Here is a 17,623-nt window from a genome sequence, read left to right as displayed (position 1 = left end):
AACGATGAATCAGGACTTGTTGCGATCCTTGAGGCGCGCCAGCACGCTGTCGGCGCTGGTGCTGCCGGCGACGATCCCGGCCTCGCGCAACTTGGCGTCCAGGGCATCGTCGGGGTTGCTGGTGCTGGCCAGCTCCGCTGCGGCTTCCATCTTCGCCGCACGCTCGGCCTGCTTCTGCTTGATCCGCTCCAGGGACTCCACCGCGGTGTGCAGCTTGCTCTGCGAGCCACCGTAGCGCTGGGCCACGGCCTGCTGAGCCTTCTGCACGCTCTCGGTGGCCTTGACGGTATCCACCTGTTGTTTCAGATGTTTGATATTGCCTTCGGCCTGGGTCACAGCCTTGCGCAATTGGGCCACGCTGGCGGCAAAGCCATCGGCCTGCTCGCGCTCGACCGCCAGGTCATTTTCCAGATTGGCGATCTTCTGCGCCACTTCCTGGGCAAGATTTTCATTACCCGCTTCCAGGGCCTTGAGGGCGTAGCTTTCATACTCGGCGATCTTCGCCGCGCTGCCATTGGCGCGCTCGGCGGCGAGTTTCTGCCGGGCCATGATTTCGGCCAGGGCTTCCTTGGACTTGCGCAGTTCCTGGTCGGCGTCGCGGATTTCCTGATCGAGAATCCTCAGGGCCTGGCTGTCCACCATGGCTTCGCCCGCCTCATTGGCGCCACCGCGCAGGGCGGTAAGCAACTTGCTCCATACGTTCATGTGCATTCCTCCAGGTCAGGCCTGAGCCTTCAGGTAGCCTTCATAGGCCTCGGTAGCCCTGATCACGTTGCTGGCCAGGGTTTCGATCTCGTAAAGCACGTTGGAGAGGATCGAGGTGGCGCTGAGCGCACCGAACATCATGTAGAAGCGCTCGCCGCCCAAGCCGGTTTCCAGGCCGATGCTCGACAGCGGGAACAACTGGCGGCTGAGCAGCACTTCTTCATTGAAGGCTTGCACATCGGTGACTTCGCTTTGCGGCCAGAGCAGGGCTTCGACCAGGATCTGCTCGCCGGACAGGGCGACAAACAGCGGCAGGTCGCCGTATTCGCGCATGGTCACGTGCAAGCTCGGTTCGGCGCCTTCAAGCAGTTCAATGCTGGCTTCGCCGCTGCTGAACAACTCGGTGGCCATCAGGGCCTGGCACAGCGATCGGGCATTCCAGATCTGCGGCATGCTCATTTCTCCATCCTTTTCCACAGGAGCCAGCCCGTCAAAGGGCTGACGCAGTTTGCGTTCAACCGCCAGCAACGCCTGGGCGTTCTCGGGCAGTATCCAGACTTCCTTTTTCACCAAGCCCTGATCACGCAGGCGCTGGCGGAATAAACGTTGGTAATGGGCTGAGGATTTGTTTTCCATGGCGCACAGACTAGAGCATCACATGTAAGACTTTCAATTCATCACATGTAATTTTTTAATGAGGTATTTGTAACAATAGTTTTCTATCGACCCACTCGGAACAAAACGTCGAACCTGTCACGGGGCATAGACCAGATCGAAGGATTTGCAACCGCCCTTCTCATGAAAGGCGCCATTAAACCCGCCACCCAAGAGAATGAGAAGCACAATTATCCCGCCATCGACCTGAAAATAATGAATGAAGGCCACCGTCCAGCGCTGCCTTAATGGCAACCAATGGTCTAGGCTAGGCGGATTTTCCTGCCCAGCGGATGCCCCATGAACAGCCTCAGCAAGCCCCTCGCCGGATTGAAAGTGATCGAACTCGGCACCTTGATCGCCGGCCCCTTCGCCTCGCGCATCTGCGCCGAGTTCGGTGCCGAGGTGATCAAGGTCGAGTCTCCGGACGGCGGCGATCCGCTGCGCAAGTGGCGCAAGCTGTATGAAGGCACTTCGCTGTGGTGGTTCGTCCAGGCCCGCAACAAGAAATCCCTGACCCTGAACCTCAAGCATCCCGAAGGCTTGGCGGTGCTCAAGCAACTGCTGGCCGAAGCCGACATCCTGATCGAAAACTTCCGCCCCGGGGTCCTGGAAAAGCTCGGCCTGGGCTGGGACGTGTTGCACGCCCTCAACCCCAAACTGGTGATGGTGCGCCTGTCGGGCTTCGGCCAGACCGGCCCGATGAAGGACCAGCCGGGCTTCGGCGCCGTGGGCGAGTCCATGGGCGGCCTGCGCTATATCACCGGCTTCGAGGATCGTCCGCCGGTACGCACCGGGATTTCCATCGGCGACTCCATCGCGGCCCTGTGGGGCGTGATCGGCGCGCTGATGGCCCTGCGTCATCGCGAGGTCAACGGCGGCCAGGGGCAAGTGGTGGACGTGGCGCTGTATGAGGCGATCTTCGCCATGATGGAAAGCATGGTTCCGGAGTTCGACGTGTTCGGTTTTATCCGCGAGCGCAGCGGCAACATCATGCCCGGCATTACCCCGTCTTCGATCCACACCAGCGCCGATGGCAAGCATGTGCAGATCGGCGCCAACGGCGATGCGATCTTCAAGCGCTTCATGCTGCTTATCGGTCGCGACGACCTGGCCAACGATCCCGCCCTGGCCAGCAACGACGGACGCGATACCCGCCGCGATGAACTCTATGGCGTGATCGACCGCTGGGTGGCCTCCCTGCCCCTGGACCAGGTACTGCAGCAGCTGAATCAGGCTGACGTCCCGGCGAGCCGGATCTTCAGCGCCGAGGACATGTTCCACGACCCGCAGTTCCTCGCTCGGGAAATGTTCCTCCAGGCCAAACTGCCCGACGGCAAGCCCTTCAAGATGCCCGGCATCGTGCCGAAACTCTCTGAGACGCCCGGCTCCGCGGACTGGGTCGGCCCCGAGCTCGGCGAGCATTCGACAGAAGTCCTGGCGAGCCTGGGCTACAGCAGCGAACAGATCCAACACTTGCGCAACTCTGGGGCGATCTAAGCTGAAAAACCGGTTTTCCATCAGCGCCCTGTCCGGCGCCCATCCACCCTTCCTACGCCGTCGCCTTAGGTGCTGCGTGACGTTTCTGCTCGCCCTGCTGTGGCTGCCGAACGCCTCCAGCGAACCCAAGGAGACGCTGTTCTGGCTGCTGCGAGACCTGCCGCCGCTGAGCATTTTCGAGGGCGAGCAGAAAGGACAAGGGGTCATCGACCTGCTGATGCCGCAACTGATCGCCAGCCTGCCGGAGTACCCACAACAGATAGTGCGGGTCAATCGCGCCCGGGGCTTGCAGATGCTGCGCGAGCCGACCTTCGTCTGCGACCCGTCGCTGATCATGAACAAGGAGCGCGAACAGTGGGTGACCTTCTCCATCACCAGCTTCCGAGTCCTGAGCAATGGCCTGGTGATCCGCCGCGCCGACCATGAACACCTGACCCCGTTCGTCCGGGAGGGCAAGGTCGATCTGCGCGCCCTGCTCGCCAGCGGCCAGGAAAAAGTCGGAGTGGTTGCCGAGCGCAGCTATGGCCAGCAAGTCGATAACCTGCTGCAAGCAGCCCCCGCGGACTCGGTCAATGCCCACCACGGCAACGACGCCCTGGGCAGCCTGTTGCAGATGCAGCGCCTGGGGCGCCTGCGTGTGTTGCTGGGCTACTGGCCGGAAATTCGCTACCAGGCAATGCAGCAAGGCATGGACCCGCAGGAGCTGGAGTTCTATCCGATCCAGGGCACCCAGCAGTATCAGGAGATCCATATCGGCTGCAGCAAGACCGCCCAAGGGCGACAAGCCATAGCCCGGATCAACCAGGCCCTGCTCAAGCTGCGTGAGGATCGCCTGGTTGAGCTGTATGCCGCCTGGCTGGAGCCGGAGATGCGCGACCCATACCGTGCCGACGCCCGGGCCTATTTCCGCGATCTGCACGACCACTGACAAATCCCGGGCAAAAAGAAACCCCGAGAAGTGGGGAGACGACTCGGGGTTAAACGCGGTCTTTGACGACCGGTATCAGCCGGCTACAAGCACCGGAGCACAATGCCTGATCCTGCTGATACTGAGTCTGACTGACCGGGTGACAGGAAGGTTCCGCAAAAATTTGCATCAGTTGCGCTGATCGAACACCTTGCCTTCAGCTGCATGGCGCAACGCGGCGATCACACAGGGTTCCAGCCGGCCTTCGGCGATCAGCACGTCACGGTGCAGACCATCGACTACGTCGGTAAGCAGGCGCTTGTCGGTGAGCTGGGCCTGATTGACCTCACGCTCCAAGACCATGGCGCCAGCCGCGTTCTTCAGGGTCACCAGGCATTCGCCATGGCCGCCGCAAGGCGTCAGTGTGACCTGGTACGGACTCAGCGACTCGCTCAACAAAAGACTGATACTTTCCATCTAGATCACCACTCAATAGCTCGAATTAGAGGTTCGAAAACAAAAATGCCGGTAGCTTTCTGACATTCAAGTGACCATCGCTCAGAGAAGAAAGTTCGCCACACCTACTGCTGCCGACCTGAGTCATTCGAGCATGCACGGGTAACATGACAGATATAAAACGGCCGACCAGGCGCAAACCACGCCGCCGTTGCATTGGAGCCCAAGCTTTGAAAGCAATGTCGAACAACAAATTGCGCATCATCCTTGCCGACGATCATCCGATCTTCCTGATTGGCTTGCGTGCCGTGCTGGAGCAGGACGACAGCCTGGCCATTGTCGGTGAAGCCCGCTCGCCTTCTGCCCTGAGCCAGCTGATGCAGGAAGTCGAGTGCGACGTGCTGGTCACGGACTTCATGATGCCCGAGGAGCAGCAGAACGACGGCCTGCGCCTGATCGAGCAATTGCGCCGGCATCATCCCGACCTGCCCATCGTGGTGGTGACCATGCTCAATCACGCCGGGCTGTTTCGCTCGATCCTCGACCTGGGGGTGATGGGGTTGCTGAGCAAGGCCAGCCTGGCCGATGAACTGCCGTCAGCCATTGCCCATGCGCGACAGCACAAACGCTATGTGGCCCAGGCCATCAAGCGAGCATTGAGCCTTGCCGGTGAAGTGGGACCGGATCGACTGGTCTCCAAGGATCAGTTGTCGCCCCGGGAACTGGAAGTGATCCGCCTGCTGGCCGCCGGCCATGCAGTGGGAACCATCGCCACTCAGCTCAACCGCAGCAAACAGACGGTCAGCGCACAGAAAGTCAGCGCCATGCGCAAACTGGGCCTGGCCAGCGAAGCCGCGCTGTACATCTATGTCCAGGAACACGGGCTGTCCTAGGCGCTACGGGCAGCGACCTTAAGCACACAGACCGGCAGCCTGCCCATCCAGGCCATTGCTGCCCACGCCTGGGGTCTCGGCCAGCCATTGGCGCATCTGGGCGGCGCTCATCGGCGGGGCGATGAAACAACCCTGCAGATGAGCCGCCCCCAGGCCCCTGGCCGCCACACAGTCGGACTCGGTCTCGATACCGGTCACCACCACCCCCAGGGACATGCGTCGCGCCATGTTCATCGCACCGCCGACCAGCGCCCGCTTGCGCTCATCCGCGGCCATGCCGGCGACAAACACCGGAGGGATCTTCAGCTCGGTGAACGGCAACTCCAGCAAGCGCTGCAGGCTGGTTCCACCGGTGCCGAAATCGCCGATGGACAACTTGCAACCAATCATCCGCAGGCGCAGCAGCGCCTCCACATGGGCGGTATCGGTCTGCAGTTGTGTGGTGTCGATGACTTCCAGGGTCAGCATCCGGGCCGGCACTTCGAAGCGCCTCAGCAACGCCTCCAACTGACGGGGGAACAACGGCCGCTCGAGGATGCCGGTGGGAATGTTCACGGCAACCGGCAGCCAGTAGCCCAGCACCAGTTTCACCCCGGCCACCAGTTCCAGTGCCTGCTCCAGCATGTGCCAGGTGAAGACCTCTTGCAGGCCGGCGAACTCGATCAGCGGAAGAAATTCGCCGGGCATCAGCAGGCCCCGCTCAGGATGCTGCCAGCGTGCTAGCGCCTCGACACCTTGAAGCTCGCCATGCTCATGGATGACCGGCTGAAAATGCGCAACCCCACAACCCAGCACCGCCGCAAGCCCCTCATCCTGAGTCACGTCCTCGAAGACAAAGGGCTCAAGGCCCAGCAAGTCCCGGAGCAATGTCTGGTTCAGTTCGGGGCCGGCTGCCCTGGCGTGCTGTTGATAGGCACAGAGCAAGTCGCCGAGCACAGCAGCCGAAGCCGGCTTGGGCAAGCACGCGAGCACTTTCAAGCCCAACTCGCGAGCCATGCCGGCTGTACCTTCAAGGACATCCGGCTCTGCGTCGCTGAGAATGATCAGGGCCTTGGCCAGTTGCTGCTGGGCCAGTTCGCGGATCAACTCCAGGCCATCGGTCTGCTCCAGGTACAGATCGCAGATGGCGATATCCACCGGCCCCTTGCTGTCCAGCGAGCGCCGCGCGGACTGCTGGTTCTCGGCGGTCAGCACGTTGAAGACACCATTGGCGTTGAGCATCTGGTGCAAGGCCATCAATTGGAACGAGTTGTCTTCGAGAATCAGCACTTTTAGCGAATGCATGGGGCAACCTCCGATCGGCGCAGGTGGGAACAGTCCACTACGGGCCGATACGGTAATCAGACAAGTCCTAATCACACATAGGACAAGTCTTATTCGTCCAGAGCCATCTGAATATCGCTGCGTAAAATCCCCATGACCTCAAGCAGCAGCGGCCATTGACGGCCCAGCGCCTGCTCCTGGCGCTCCTTGACCAGCACCTCCAGCTCGATACAGGCCTTGGCCAGGGGCAAGGCGTCGATCAGGCAGCACACACCCTTGAGCCGATGCAAGGTGCCTCTCAGGCGCTCCCAATCCAGCACCGCCAAAGCCTCTTCCAGCGCTTGCTGCTCTTGGGCAAGGTTACGCAACAGCTCCTGCAACATGCGCTGCAACACGTGTTCGTCGGCCTGGGTCATGCCGCGCAAGGTCTGGATGTTGAAGGATGGCGACGGCAGGAAACGGGCCAGAGACTGGGCCAACTGATCCAGGGTCACCGGCTTGACCAGCAACTGATCCATGCCGGCGCGCTCACAACGCTCGCGCTCGTCTTCGAACGCGTTGGCCGTGCAACCGATCACCGGGCAGGGCGAACGCCCTTCCTGCGCCTCGATCTGGCGGATGGCCTCGGTCAGGGCGTAGCCACTCATGCCCGGCATGTTGCAATCGGTCATCAGCACATCAAAGGTCCCGGAGCGCCAGCGCTGCAACGCCTCACGGGCGTTGTCACAGGCCACGACCCGATGCCCGAGAAACATCAGCTGCTGGCTCAGGACCATGCGGTTGGCGCTCAAGTCATCCACCACCAGCACTTCGATGCTGCGGCTCGGCGGACGCTCGGCAGGCGGCGAGACTTGCGGATCGAGATCCTCGCTGACCCGCTCCAGATACAGCTCGATGACAACAACGGTTCCGGCTCCTGGCTCACTCAGCAGGTGAATGCGCCCGCCCATCAACTCGATCAACTGCCGGCAGATGCTCAGACCCAGCCCGGTGCCGCCATAGGTTGAAGAGGTCATGGCATCGGCCTGGACAAAGGGCGTGAATATCCTCGCTTGCTGCTCGGCACTGATTCCCGGGCCGGTATCCGCGACGCTGATACGCAGACACGGGATACCGGACTCATCCGGCTGGCGCTCCACCGTCACCCGCACTTCACCTTCAGCGGTGAACTTCAAGGCGTTGCTCAACAGGTTGTGCAGCACCTGGCGCAAGCGCAACGGATCAAAGAGATAACGCCCCCGGGCTTCCTCGTGGAAGACCAGCTGCAAATGCACGCCCTGGTTGCGCGCAGTCACTTCGAAGAGCTGCCGGACGCTGTCGAAAAAAGGCTTGAGGGCGGTGACCTGCGGCACCAGCTGCATATGGCCGGCCTCGATCTTGGCCAGATCAAGGCTGTCCCCCATCAGGCTGATCAACTCCTGGGCAGACTGATAAGCCACCCGCAGAGCCTCGGAAAAAGGCGCGCCACGCACCCTGGCCTGCTCTTTCTCCAGTTCCAGCAAGCCAACGATGGCGGTCATCGGCGTGCGGATCTCATGACTCATGGTGGAGAGAAAAGCACTCTTGGCGGCATTGGCCTGGTCGGCGGACTGACGCGCTTGTACCAACTGGTTCTCCAGACGCTTGCGCTCGGTGATATCGATCCAGCCACCCAGCAAGCCCTGCAGACGGCCCTCGGCACTGTAGAACGGCACCGTCCATTGATAGGCGTGGATCGATCCGTTGCGCGTCTGCACCTGGCGGTCGGCGAATACCGACTCCTCGGACGCCAGCAACTGCATGATCTCGCCATGCAGCTGGCGCGCGGTGGCTGCAGGCAGCAGATCCAGCTCTGTCAGTTGTCGCCCCCGAATCTGTTCCAGGCTCGTCCCCAACTGCTGTTCATAACTCTTGTTGCAGGTGATCAGGCGCCCTTGCAGATCACGGACAAAGATCGGGTTGGGGATGCCGTCAAGCAGGGCCCGCATGAACACCAACTGATCGTTGAGCCGTTGCTCGGCTTGCAATCGCTGCTGAATCTGCAGCTTGAGCCGACTGCTCCAGGCCAGGGAAATCAGACCGAACAGCAGCGCGGTGGAAATGGCCCAGTACACCCAGGTCGGCACCCGCTGCCAGACCGGCATCGGCACCGGCGTGGCCCCCAGCCACTTGAGACGGATGGCGCTAAGCTCCGCCACGGGCAGCGCCTCCAGCGACTTGTTGAGGATACTCAGCAGCTCGGGTTGATCCTTGCGCACGGAAAACTCGTCGGCCGACCAGGTACCTTCGACGCTGCGCCCCACCCGCAATCCATCGTCAGCGGGCCCCAACCCCAGCGCCTGGACCTGGACCTCGTTCTGAATGGTGGCCATGGCTTCACCACTGCTGACCAGGGCCCGGGCTTGCTCATAGCTGTCGACACTGCGCAGCCGAATATCGGGATAGTAGCGCCGGATGTAGCTCTCAAGGGTGTGCCGCGCCGGCAACGCCAGCACCTCACCGGCCATCTGCTCCAGGCTGCTCAGGCGGCGATCCTCGGGACGCACGACAAAGACCCAGGCGGCACCACCGAAGGCATGGGAGAAATTCAGGAACAACCGCCGGTCCTCACTGGCCGTGAGGGTAGAAGTCATCTGCGCCTGCCCACTCTCCAGCCACTCCAGGGTCTGCGCTGTGGAAAGGCTCTCCTTGTGCACAAAATGCAGGCCGGTCATGCGCGAGATACGGTTGAGCAGGTCGATGTTCAGACCGGCCCAGCGCCCCTCCTTGTCCTTGAACACATGGGGCGGATATTGCTGGGAGGCAACCATCACGTGGGGATGCTGGAGAATCCAGGCCTGCTCCTCGGCACTGAGCTCGATCCGCTCACCGGAGATATTCGCCCCCAGGCCGGTGGTCCAGCGCGCCTGTATTTCCCGCTGCAGGGATTCGTCAATGCTCTGCAGTGCCTGCTCCAGCAGGCCTGCCAGCAGGGCGTTGTCATCACGGGTGGCAAAAGCGAAGCCCGTCGGCGGCAAACGGCTTTCATCCTGAATCCGCACCGCCAGGTAAGGGCGCAGGGCCTTGTAGGCACGCACGATGATCTCATTACCGATGAAGGCGTCGGCGTCGCCCTGGTTCAATGCCTCCAGGCCGCTGTAAAGATTGGGCGAGAGCATGATCTGACTGTTCGGATACGCCGCATGCACCTGTTCGGCGTTGGCATAACCGTCCAACAACACCAGTTTCTTGCCGGCCAGATCATCACTGGGGCTCGACCCGTCGCGGCGCACCACCACCACCGCCCTGTCGGGCATGTAGTCGCTGGTGAAGCGCAGCCCCGAAAGGCCGCGCTCATAGCCATTGGCGCTGGTCAGCACATCGATGGTGCCGTTACGCAGCGCTTCGACCGCCTGCTCGCGCTCGGAAAACCCCAGGACTTCCATTGTCACGTCCAATCGCTCGCCCACCAGACCGAGGTAATCGGCGCTGATGCCCTGATAGCGATTGCGGTCACGGGTGATGTCGATGGGCTGGTAGTCATCAATGGCGATCCCCACCCTCAGGCGCGGATGCCTCGCCAACCATTGCTGTTCGGCAGGCGCCAAGGCCAGAGGCTGCAGATCGGCGAACGCCGGCACCAGCTTGAAGGGCAGGTTCTTCGCCGTGCCGGCCAGCGCGACACCCCAGAGCACGGCCCAGGCCAGCAGGCTCGCCACTAGCAGGCCCAGAACGCGCCCTACCCTGTACGTTTGACGAAGCATCATCCGGGCCTCCCTGCCCCTGGCGGGCCAAGCTTGCGCATGAAAAAACAAAGCCCGTCAGGAGACGGGCTTCGTGGACGACAAGACCAAGGGATCAGAGTGGCTTGCCACGATTGCCGTGCTGGCTGACAAAAGCCTGCACCGCTTTCAGGTCATTGGCCAGGACCGTGCAGCGTTCTTCGCGCTGGAACAGGTCGGACAGGTGCGCCGGCAGTTCCAGAGCCTTGCCGATACCGGCCTTCTCCACCGCGTCCGGGAACTTGACCGGGTGCGCCGTGCCCAGGATCACCATCGGTGTATCCAGGCTGCGACGGCACTCACGGGCGGCCTTGACGCCAATCGCGGTATGCGGGTCGAGCACCTCGCCGGTCTGCTCGAAGACTTCGGCGATGGTCTCGCAGGTCTGCTCGTCGTTCACCGCCAGGGAGTCGAACAGCTTGCGCGCTTCGCTCCAGCGATCCTCTTCGACGCTGAAACCGCCGCCTTGCTTGAAGCTCTCCATCAACCCCGCCAGCGCCGCGCCATTGCGACCGTGCAGGTCGAACAGCAGGCGCTCGAAGTTCGACGAGACCATGATGTCCATGGACGGCGACAGGGTCGCGTGCAGGGTTTCCTTGACGTACTGATTGCCGCTCATGAAACGGTGCAGGATGTCGTTGCGGTTGGTGGCGACGATCAGCTGGCTGATGGGCAGGCCCATGTTGCGTGCCAGGTAGCCGGCGAAGATGTCACCGAAGTTGCCGGTGGGCACCGAGAACGCGATGGAGCGCGCCGGGCCGCCCAACTGCAGGGCCGCGTGGAAGTAGTAGACGATCTGGGCCATGATCCGCGCCCAGTTGATCGAGTTCACCGCCACCAGACGGGTGCCCTTGAGGAAGCCCTGGTCGGCGAAACTGGCCTTGACCATTTCCTGGCAGTCGTCGAAGTTGCCTTCGATGGCGATGTTGTGGATGTTCTCGCCGAGGATAGTGGTCATCTGCCGGCGCTGCACTTCCGAGACACGGTTGTGCGGATGCAGGATGAAGATGTCGACGTTGTCGCAACGCTTGCAGCCTTCAATGGCCGCCGAACCGGTGTCACCGGAAGTGGCGCCAATGATCACCACGCGCTCGCCGCGCTTCTCCAGCACGTAGTCCAGCAGGCGCCCCAGCAGTTGCAGGGCGAAGTCCTTGAACGCCAGGGTCGGGCCGTGGAACAGCTCCAGCACCCACTCATTGCCGTTCAGCTGACGCAGCGGGGCAATGGCGTTGTGAGAGAAGGCCGCGTAGGTTTCTTCCAGGATCTTCTTGAAGTCGGCATCCGGAATGCTGCCGGTGACGAACGGGCGCATGACCCGGAACGCCAGCTCGTGATACGGCAGGCCGGCCCAGGAAGCGATTTCTTCCTGGGTAAAGCGCGGCAGGTTCTCCGGCACATAGAGACCGCCATCACTGGCCAGACCGGCCAGCAGCACATCTTCGAAATTCAGGGCCGGTGCCTGGCCACGAGTACTGATATAGCGCATGGGGACAAACCTTCGGTTTGAGCCTCAAGCCGCAAGCTTCAAGCCTCAAGTCAAAGCACATCAGCTTCTGACTTGGCGCTTGCCGCTCGCCACTTGCGGCTGCTTCATTAATTCAAATGTTCGACGCGGATACGGACCACTGGGCCGACGACGCCCTGCAGGGCCTCCAACGCGGTAATCGCATCGTTGATGTGCTGCTCCAGAACGCGGTGGGTCAGCAGGATCATCGGCACCAGGCCATCCTGTTCTTCCACTTCCTTCTGCATGATCGATTCGATGTTGATGCCGCGCTCGGAAAGAATGCTCGCCACCTGGGCCAGTACGCCCGGGTGATCCTTGGCCTGGATGCGCAGGTAGTAGGCGCTTTCGCAGGACTCGATCGGCAGGATCGGGTGATCGGACAGGGAATCAGGCTGGAAGGCCAGGTGCGGCACGCGGTTTTCCGGATCGCTGGTCATGGCGCGAACCACGTCCACCAGATCGGCCACTACCGAGGAAGCGGTCGGCTCCATGCCGGCGCCAGCGCCGTAGAACAGGGTCGAACCGGCAGCGTCGCCATTGACCATCACCGCGTTCATCACGCCGTTGACGTTGGCGATCAGGCGGTCGGCCGGGATCAGGGTCGGGTGCACCCGCAGCTCGATGCCGGCCTCGGTGCGGCGCGCCACACCCAGGTGCTTGATGCGGTAGCCCAGGGCTTCGGCGTAGTTCACGTCGGCCGTGGTCAGCTTGGTGATGCCTTCGGTGTAGGCCTTGTCGAACTGCAGCGGGATACCAAAGGCGATGGACGCCAGGATGGTCAGCTTGTGCGCGGCGTCGATACCTTCAACGTCGAAGGTCGGATCGGCTTCGGCATAACCCAGGGCCTGGGCTTCAGCCAGCACGTCTTCGAAGGTACGACCCTTCTCGCGCATTTCCGAGAGGATGAAGTTGCCGGTGCCGTTGATGATCCCCGCCAGCCAGTTGATGCGGTTGGCCGAGAGCCCTTCGCGGATCGCCTTGATCACCGGAATGCCACCGGCCACGGCGGCTTCGAAGGCCACGATCACGCCCTTCTCCTGGGCCTTGGCGAAAATCTCGTTACCGTGGACGGCAATCAGCGCCTTGTTCGCGGTAACCACATGCTTGCCATTCTCGATGGCCTTGAGCACCAACTCACGGGCCACGGTATAGCCGCCCACCAGCTCGATAACGATATCGATTTCAGGGTTGGTGGCCACGGCGAAGACATCGTTGGTAATCGCAATACCGGTCGTCTGGAACTGAGGCTTTGGCGTACGGGTAGCAATTTGCGCTACTTCGATTCCACGCCCGGCACGGCGGGCAATCTCCTCGGCGTTGCGCTGAAGTACGTTTAGGGTACCGCCACCGACAGTACCCAGCCCACAGATGCCTACTTTGACCGGATTCACTCTGAACTCCCCATAAAACGGCCGACTCAAGGCCGGCCGTGGAAAACAGCCGCAAACAGCACGGCTCTCTATTAATGCCCCTTCGGTTGCAACCGGAGGAGCATGATCGTCAAAGGCTAGCGTGACGATGCAGGATTATTTCGCACCCAGGGCCAGTTTGGCGATCTGCGGTGCCGGCTGGTAGCCGGGAATGACTTGGCCATCAGCCAGGACGATGGCCGGCGTGCCATTGACGCCGATCGACTGACCCAGGGCGAATTGCTTGGACACCGGGTTATCGCACTTGGCGGCCTTGATTTCCTTGCCGTCGACCATCTTGTCCATGGCGGCTTTCTTGTCCGCCGAACACCAGACTGCCTGCAGCTGTTCGTCACCCGGCGAACCCAGGCCCTGACGCGGGAACGCTACATAGCGCACTTCCACACCCTGCTTGTTCAGTGCCGGTATTTCCGCGTGCAGCTTGTGGCAGTACGGGCAGGTGGTGTCGGTAAATACGGTGATGTGGGTCTTGGTCTCGCCGATGGCCGGATAGACCACAGTTTCTGCGACCGGAATGCCGTTGATCAACTTGGAAATGCCCAGGCGCTCGGTTTTTTCCGTCAGGTTCACCGGTTTGCCGTCCTTGAGCTGGAACAGATAGCCCTGGACCACGAACTGGCCATCAGCGCTGGCATAAAGCACGCGACTGCCCTTGAGCTTGACCTCGTACAGCCCGGCCAGAGGACTGGCGGTGATGCTCTCCACCGGCACTTCGAGCTGCAGCGTCTCGAGGCTCTTGCGGATGGCTTTCTCGGCACTGTCATCGGCCACGGCGAAGGTGCTGAGCAACGCCAGGGAGGCGGCGGCAAAAATCTGGGTCAAACGCATGGGAACTCCTGAAGGCGGGCAAATGGGCAACTGGGAGCGGTCGCAATGGCAACGGCCCGCAAACACCCGTTTTGCAAACCGGCAAAGCCTACCACATCTGTTTGCCGGCACCGACTACGGGCGACGCAAAGCGCCACCCGGGAGCCAAATCAACCCCGCGGGTGATGCTTGGCGTGCAGATCCTGGAGGCGGGCACGCGCCACATGGGTATAAATCTGGGTGGTGGACAGATCACTGTGGCCCAGCAACATCTGCACCACTCGCAGATCGGCCCCGTGATTGAGCAAGTGCGTGGCGAAGGCGTGGCGCAGGGTGTGAGGTGACAGCGCCTTGCCGATCCCGGCGACCTTGGCCTGGTGCTTGATCCGGTGCCAGAAGGTCTGCCGCGTCATCTGCTCGCCACGCAAGCTGGGAAACAGTACATCGCTGGGCCGCCCGCCCAGCAGCTCGGCCCGGGCATCACGCATGTAGCGCTCGACCCAGACAATCGATTCCTCGCCCATAGGCACCAGGCGCTCCTTGCTGCCCTTGCCCATGACCCGCAACACGCCCTGGCGCAGGTTGACCTGTTCCAGGGTCAGGCTGATCAGCTCAGTCACCCGCAGGCCGCAGGCGTAGAGCACCTCCAGCATGGCGCGATCGCGCTGGCCGATGGCCTCGCTCAAATCCGGTGCCGCCAGCAACGCCTCGACATCGGCCTCCGACAGGGACTTGGGCAGCGGGCGCCCCAGTTGCGGCATATCGATCTGCAAAGTCGGATCGATCTCGATCAGTTTTTCTCTCAGCAAATAGCGATAGAAGCCCCGCACCCCCGAGAGGAATCTGGCCGTGGAACGGGGCTTGTAGGCTTGCTCCACGCGCCAGGCCAAATGATCGAGGATCAGCTCGCGTCCGGCCTGCGGCAACTCCACCCCCTGCTCCTGCAGCCAGCCGTTGAACAGCGCCAGGTCACTGCGATAGGCATGGCGGGTGTTGTCGGACAGGCCTTTCTCCAGCCACAGGGCATCGAGAAAACGGTCGATCAGGGGGTGGTCGATGGCGGGCATAAAGACTCGAAAGGCACGGCCCAGGGGCCACGCGTAAAAAAATAGTGAACTGCGCAGAGGGTCGCTAGTCTTTCATAGCCAGCCATTTCAAGGAACAGGGTGCATTGATGAGCGAACAACAGATTCTGCTGGCCTTCGGCGGCATCGGCGCGGCAGCACTGGGCTGCCAATGGCTGGCCTGGAGGCTGAAACTGCCAGCCATTCTGTTCCTGCTGCTGAGCGGCATTCTTGCCGGTCCAGTGCTGGGCTGGCTCGATCCCCAGGAGATGTTCGGCCCGCTGCTGATGCCCCTGGTGTCCCTGGCGGTGGCGCTGATCCTGTTCGAGGGCAGCCTGACCCTGCACCTCTCGGAATGGCGTGAAATCGGCAGCGTGGTGCGCCGCATGGTGACCATCGGCGCGCTGTCCACCTGGGCGGTGATCACCCTGGCCACCCATTGGCTGCTGGGCTTCGACTGGATGCTGGCCCTGCTGTTCGGCACCTTGACGCTGGTCACTGGGCCGACGGTGATCGTGCCCATGTTGCGAGTGGTACGACCCAAGGCCTCGATCGCCAATATCCTGCGCTGGGAGGGCATCGTCATCGACCCTATCGGCGCCCTGCTGGCGGTGGTGGTCTACAGCTTCATCATCGCCAGCGCCGCCGGCGAGGGCCTGAGCCACAGCCTGCTGACCTTTGGCGGAGTGATTCTGTGCGGCAGCCTGTTCGGCATCGCCGGCGGCTGGGCCCTGGGCACCATCATGCGTCGCCAGTGGCTACCGGAGTACCTGCACAACCTGGCGACCCTGGCCGCAGTCCTGGGAATCTTCATCGCGTCCAACCAGGTGATGCACGAATCCGGGCTGCTGGCGGTGACGCTGATGGGCATGTGGATGGCCAACATGAAGGGCGTGGACGTAAGACACATCCTGCACTTCAAGGAAAACCTCAGCGTGTTGCTGATCTCCGGACTGTTCATCCTGCTGGCAGCGCGCCTGGACCTCAAGGCACTGATCGCCCTGGGGCCGCTGGTGCTGATCCTGCTGCTGGTGATCCAGTTCATCGCTCGCCCGCTGAATGTGCTGCTGTCCACTGCCGGCTCCAGCCTCAACTGGCGTGAACGCGCCTTGCTGGCCTGGATTGCGCCACGGGGGATTGTTGCGGCAGCGGTGTCGGCCATCTTCGCCATCCGCCTGGATGAAGCCGGTCACGAGGGGGCTTTGCTGCTGGTGCCACTGACCTTTGCCGTGATCATCGGCACCGTGGTCCTGCAAAGCGCTACTGCCCGGCCCTTGGCGCGCCTGCTCAAAGTCGCGGAGCCCGCTCCCAGCGGCTTCCTGATTGTCGGCGCCAATGGCCCGGCACGCACCATTGGCAAGGCCTTGCAGCAGCTGGGCAGCCGAGTGCTGCTGACCGACTCCAGTTGGGAGAATATCCGTGCAGCACGCATGGAAGGCCTGCCCACCTATTTCGGCAACCCGGCCTCGCAGCACGCCGACGCGCATCTGGATCTGGTGGGATTGGGGCATTTGCTGGCGCTCTCACCTTCAGGCGAACTCAATACCCTGGCAGCCATGCGCTTTCGACACGACTTTGGCCATCAGCGCCTTTTTGCCCTGGCCAACAGTCAGGAGAGCCGACGCACCGACAAGCACCGCGCCAGCCACGAACATCGCGGCCAGCTACTGGGCAGCGAGGCCCTGACCTACACCAAGCTGGCCAGCCTGCTGGGCCAAGGCGCAGAGCTGTACAGCACGCACCTGACCGAAGCCTTTGGCTGGAACGACTACCAGACTTTGCACGGCGAACGCGCAACCCTGCTGTTCGCCCGCGACAGCAACGGCTGGGTGCATGTAATCACCCCGGAAAGCGGCCTCAAGCCGACGGCTGGCTGGACCCTGCTGGCACTGATCCAACCCGAGTCTCTCTAGGAAGCGGGTTTGCCGGCGAAGGGGCCCGCAGGAACGCCTTCGCCGGCAAACCGGCTCCTACGCTGCGAATCCCGGAAGCACCGGCACCGGACGTTTGTCGTCATCGATGGCGACGAAACTGAACAGACCATGAATGGCCTTTTCCCGTCCGTCGCAACTCATGCTCTCGACAAACACCTCTACCTCAACCTTGAGGCTGGTGTTGCCCACCTTCACCACCCGCCCTACCAGCTCGACAATAGAACCAGCGGCAATCGGATGATTGAAGTCGATACGGTCGGTGGACACTGTCACCAGTGGCAACCGGCAAAAGCGCGTGGCGGCGATAAACGACACTTCGTCCATCCAAGCCAGGGCGGTGCCGCCGAACAGGGTGTTGTGATGATTGGTGGTGGACGGGAATACCGCCTTGGTCACACGGGTCACCGAGAGTTCGGTACGACGCTGGATTTCTTGCTCACGAAGGGTCATCGGACTACTGCCTGAATGGATAGATCCGCGCAGGGGCACGCTGCGGGCATGGAACGCCGATGAGCGCGGCAAGGCAGCGACCAAAGGCTTGATGGGAACAATCGGGGGCTGCCTGCCTGTGGATAACAACAGGCCAGTAACGCCGGGAGGGTGTGACGCACCCTGGGCGTTCCGTGCAGGCTGCACGGCGCGGGCGATCACACTTTATTGGGTCGGCGAGTATATCGCCGCCCGGCAGGGGCCGAAAGAACCCGGCAGGGGTCAGAGGTCACGATCGGCGATAAAAAATGCGATCATCCGCGCCCCCAACAAG

At 62.0% G+C, this 17,623-nt stretch carries 14 protein-coding genes; 4 read left to right on the top strand and 10 right to left on the bottom strand.

Translation table 11 applies throughout. The features are described from left to right. Positions 1-9: 9 nt before the first annotated feature. A complete protein-coding gene (locus ACMGF8_RS10560; RefSeq protein WP_102861313.1) occupies positions 10-705 on the bottom strand; it encodes a PspA/IM30 family protein in 696 nt (231 codons plus the stop codon). 15 nt (positions 706-720) lie between these two features. Beyond that, positions 721-1,341: a YjfI family protein gene (locus tag ACMGF8_RS10555; RefSeq protein ID WP_102861312.1), complete on the bottom strand. Its 621-nt coding sequence runs from the start codon at positions 1,339-1,341 to the stop codon at positions 721-723. A 318-nt stretch (positions 1,342-1,659) separates the two neighbouring features. Between ACMGF8_RS10555 and ACMGF8_RS10550 the strand changes: the two genes are divergently transcribed. Beyond that, entirely contained in the window at positions 1,660-2,859 is a 1,200-nt protein-coding gene (locus ACMGF8_RS10550) for a CaiB/BaiF CoA transferase family protein (protein ID WP_102861311.1), read from the top strand. Between the two features lie 76 nt (positions 2,860-2,935). Then, positions 2,936-3,787, top strand: a complete 852-nt coding sequence (locus tag ACMGF8_RS10545; RefSeq protein ID WP_374704511.1) for a TIGR02285 family protein — start codon at positions 2,936-2,938, stop codon at positions 3,785-3,787. Between the two features lie 168 nt (positions 3,788-3,955). Here the strand turns inward: ACMGF8_RS10545 and ACMGF8_RS10540 are convergent, their stop codons facing one another. Then, positions 3,956-4,243 (bottom strand): DUF3509 domain-containing protein, encoded by a 288-nt coding sequence (locus tag ACMGF8_RS10540; protein ID WP_102861309.1) that lies wholly within the window; start codon positions 4,241-4,243, stop codon positions 3,956-3,958. Between the two features lie 218 nt (positions 4,244-4,461). On the opposite strand from ACMGF8_RS10540, the gene ACMGF8_RS10535 reads away from it, so the two are divergent. Beyond that, positions 4,462-5,115, top strand: a complete 654-nt coding sequence (locus tag ACMGF8_RS10535) for a response regulator transcription factor (protein WP_180988524.1) — start codon at positions 4,462-4,464, stop codon at positions 5,113-5,115. Positions 5,116-5,133: 18 nt separating this feature from the next. On the opposite strand, the gene ACMGF8_RS10530 is transcribed toward ACMGF8_RS10535, so the two are convergent. From ACMGF8_RS10530 to xerD, 6 genes are all read right to left on the bottom strand, one after another. Further along, complete coding sequence (locus tag ACMGF8_RS10530; RefSeq protein ID WP_102861307.1) at positions 5,134-6,399, bottom strand: EAL domain-containing protein; 1,266 nt, start codon at positions 6,397-6,399, stop codon at positions 5,134-5,136. An 89-nt stretch (positions 6,400-6,488) separates the two neighbouring features. Continuing rightward, entirely contained in the window at positions 6,489-10,103 is a 3,615-nt protein-coding gene (locus tag ACMGF8_RS10525) for an ATP-binding protein (protein ID WP_207815511.1), read from the bottom strand. A gap of 91 nt (positions 10,104-10,194) precedes the next feature. Then, positions 10,195-11,604, bottom strand: coding sequence for a threonine synthase (thrC, locus tag ACMGF8_RS10520; RefSeq protein WP_207167113.1), 1,410 nt, complete (start codon positions 11,602-11,604; stop codon positions 10,195-10,197). Positions 11,605-11,711: 107 nt separating this feature from the next. Then, entirely contained in the window at positions 11,712-13,016 is a 1,305-nt protein-coding gene (locus tag ACMGF8_RS10515; RefSeq protein ID WP_060842565.1) for a homoserine dehydrogenase, read from the bottom strand. Positions 13,017-13,151: 135 nt separating this feature from the next. Beyond that, positions 13,152-13,883, bottom strand: coding sequence for a thioredoxin fold domain-containing protein (locus ACMGF8_RS10510; protein ID WP_102861304.1), 732 nt, complete (start codon positions 13,881-13,883; stop codon positions 13,152-13,154). Positions 13,884-14,032: 149 nt separating this feature from the next. After that, entirely contained in the window at positions 14,033-14,929 is an 897-nt protein-coding gene (xerD, locus tag ACMGF8_RS10505) for a site-specific tyrosine recombinase XerD (RefSeq protein WP_102861303.1), read from the bottom strand. Between the two features lie 107 nt (positions 14,930-15,036). Between xerD and ACMGF8_RS10500 the strand changes: the two genes are divergently transcribed. After that, positions 15,037-16,839, top strand: a complete 1,803-nt coding sequence (locus ACMGF8_RS10500) for a cation:proton antiporter (protein ID WP_207815512.1) — start codon at positions 15,037-15,039, stop codon at positions 16,837-16,839. Positions 16,840-16,896: 57 nt separating this feature from the next. On the opposite strand, the gene ACMGF8_RS10495 is transcribed toward ACMGF8_RS10500, so the two are convergent. Continuing rightward, entirely contained in the window at positions 16,897-17,310 is a 414-nt protein-coding gene (locus ACMGF8_RS10495) for an acyl-CoA thioesterase (protein WP_102861301.1), read from the bottom strand. Between the last annotated feature and the right edge of the window lie 313 nt (positions 17,311-17,623).

Origin of the sequence: Pseudomonas sp. BNK-7, from assembly GCF_048072025.1 — a bacterium.
Classification (GTDB): domain Bacteria; phylum Pseudomonadota; class Gammaproteobacteria; order Pseudomonadales; family Pseudomonadaceae; genus Aquipseudomonas; species Aquipseudomonas danubii.
Note: the sequence above shows the minus strand (reverse complement) of the source record. Positions and strands in the feature narration are given on the sequence as shown.

Bases quoted from the DNA above. Each gene is read 5' to 3' on its own strand.
- ACMGF8_RS10560 (WP_102861313.1), bottom strand. From the start codon at position 705: ATGAACGTATGGAGCAAGTTGCTTACCGCCCTGCGCGGTGGCGCCAAT.
- ACMGF8_RS10555 (WP_102861312.1), bottom strand. From the start codon at position 1,341: ATGGAAAACAAATCCTCAGCCCATTACCAACGTTTATTCCGCCAGCGC.
- ACMGF8_RS10550 (WP_102861311.1), top strand. From the start codon at position 1,660: ATGAACAGCCTCAGCAAGCCCCTCGCCGGATTGAAAGTGATCGAACTC.
- ACMGF8_RS10540 (WP_102861309.1), bottom strand. From the start codon at position 4,243: ATGGAAAGTATCAGTCTTTTGTTGAGCGAGTCGCTGAGTCCGTACCAG.
- ACMGF8_RS10535 (WP_180988524.1), top strand. From the start codon at position 4,462: ATGTCGAACAACAAATTGCGCATCATCCTTGCCGACGATCATCCGATC.
- ACMGF8_RS10530 (WP_102861307.1), bottom strand. From the start codon at position 6,399: ATGCATTCGCTAAAAGTGCTGATTCTCGAAGACAACTCGTTCCAATTG.
- ACMGF8_RS10525 (WP_207815511.1), bottom strand. From the start codon at position 10,103: ATGATGCTTCGTCAAACGTACAGGGTAGGGCGCGTTCTGGGCCTGCTA.
- thrC (WP_207167113.1), bottom strand. From the start codon at position 11,604: ATGCGCTATATCAGTACTCGTGGCCAGGCACCGGCCCTGAATTTCGAA.
- ACMGF8_RS10510 (WP_102861304.1), bottom strand. From the start codon at position 13,883: ATGCGTTTGACCCAGATTTTTGCCGCCGCCTCCCTGGCGTTGCTCAGC.
- xerD (WP_102861303.1), bottom strand. From the start codon at position 14,929: ATGCCCGCCATCGACCACCCCCTGATCGACCGTTTTCTCGATGCCCTG.
- ACMGF8_RS10500 (WP_207815512.1), top strand. From the start codon at position 15,037: ATGAGCGAACAACAGATTCTGCTGGCCTTCGGCGGCATCGGCGCGGCA.
- ACMGF8_RS10495 (WP_102861301.1), bottom strand. From the start codon at position 17,310: ATGACCCTTCGTGAGCAAGAAATCCAGCGTCGTACCGAACTCTCGGTG.